This window comes from Pseudonocardia pini (assembly GCF_013870575.1).
GTDB lineage: Bacteria > Actinomycetota > Actinomycetes > Mycobacteriales > Pseudonocardiaceae > Pseudonocardia > Pseudonocardia pini.
Genome location: NZ_JACBXB010000995.1, coordinates 1 through 1,667 on the forward strand (window position 1 = coordinate 1; position 1,667 = coordinate 1,667).

Annotated in this window: 1 protein-coding gene and 1 pseudogene; one reads left to right on the forward strand and one right to left on the reverse strand. The window is 75.1% G+C overall.

Features of this window, described 5'->3' with window-relative positions:
* Positions 1–1,143: pseudogene (locus H5J29_RS31755) on the reverse strand (hypothetical protein); the annotation flags it as partial.
* A 68-nt stretch (positions 1,144–1,211) separates the two neighbouring features.
* On the opposite strand from H5J29_RS31755, the gene H5J29_RS31760 reads away from it, so the two are divergent.
* Positions 1,212–1,523: a hypothetical protein gene (locus tag H5J29_RS31760; RefSeq protein WP_181784614.1), complete on the forward strand. Its 312-nt coding sequence runs from the start codon at positions 1,212–1,214 to the stop codon at positions 1,521–1,523.
* Positions 1,524–1,667 lie beyond the last annotated feature (144 nt).

The window sequence follows — 1,667 nt, forward strand, 5'->3', positions numbered from 1 at the left end:
GTTCATGATCGCGAGGGTGAGTCCGGTGAGGACGACCGCCACGGCGGCGACCGCGAGCGTGACCCACACGGCGGTGCCGCGGAGCGCGGGCAGCGAGACCCACGGCCGCACGACGGGCTCCGACCACCAGATCGGCAGCAGTACCGCGAGGCCGACCGCGAGGACCGCAGGCACCACGGCGACCCGCCTGATCAGGAAGAACGGGACGGCGAGGCCGAGGTCGCCCTCGTCGCGCTCCGGATCGGTGCCCGCGTCCCGGCCGCGACGCAGCCCGATCCAGCCGACGAGCAGCACCACGGCACCCAGGGCGACGGCCGCCAGGAACAGTGTGATGGTGCGCAGCCCCGGCACCGACGTCCCGCCCCGCGGCAGGGCCGCGAGCAACGCGATCACGGCGAGCCCCGCGGTGAGATGCAGCCTGCGCAGCGCGACGTTGATCGACCCGCTGTGCCACAGCACCCACTGCGCCCGCGCGAGGGACCCGATGCCCACCGGGTCCCGGGGCCGTTCCCACTGTCTCCCGAGCCGCGACCACCACCGGCGGATCCGCGCCCACCGACCGGCGGGCTCGGCGCGCCCCTCCGGTCGCGGCCGGATCCGGGTGAGCACGACCAGCCCCAGGAACACCAGCGCCGTGGCCGCCGTCCCCAGCCCCACCACGCCGACGGGCACGTCCACGACCTGGTACAGCCACTGCCACACCACCAGATCGGCGACGACGAGCTGCACCGACACCACGAACACCACCGTGACCAGCAGCCCGACCAGCCGGACGAGCAGCGTCGCGCACCGCAGCCGGACTCCGCGGTGGGGCGCGGGAGCCTCGGGGTCGCCGCCGGGGCCGGCCTGGACGGGGTCGGCGGGAAGCATCCACCCCGCCAGGTTCGCGATCATGAACGGCAGGAGCAGCAGGTAGAACGCCTGGTACCACTTGCCGGAGGTCAACGAGCTCCAGCGCCAGGCCCGCAGCCGAGCGTCGGTCGGCGGGGGCTCCCACACGGTGATCTCGTCGCTGCCCACCGAGCGGCCCCGACGAGCGCCGGAACGCTCCTCGCGCACGGCTTCGAGCTGCAGCATCGCCTCCGGCGGCGTGCCCGCCACCCCGTGGACACGCAGTTCGTGAGCGGCGTCGCCGGTCGTCATCGGCCCTCCATGTCGTCAGACCGTAGGAGCCGCGCCGCGGCTCCGCCGATACCCCCACGCGAACGAACGTGGTCGTCGAGCTGCGGGCGTGCCCACCCGCCGTCGCGGGCGCCGCGGCGGTCCTGCGGGCCGAAGGGTTGGACGAGGTCACCCTGCGGCGGCTCGCGCAGGAGCTCTCCGGCTACGACGCCGACACCGACGAGCCGCACGCCGCCGTGCTGAACGAGCTGTGGGGCGGGGTCGCCCCACCGCGCGAGGGCGGCTCAGACGAGGAGGTCGACACCCTGCTCGGCTCCTCTGTCGGCGTCCTGTTCGCCCACCCCGGCCTCGCCCGCTCCGCGCTTGTCGACGCGGCCCCGGCGGCCAGGTGGGACACGTGAGCGGGAGACCGACGGCAGCGCGCACGGCAGGACTGGGCCGACGCCCTCGCCCCCGCGGGGTCGGCCCTCCTCGCCGAGTTCGACGGCTGGTGGGAGGCTTCGCCGACCGACGCTCGGCTGCGGGCCTGGCGCTGGAGCTCGTTG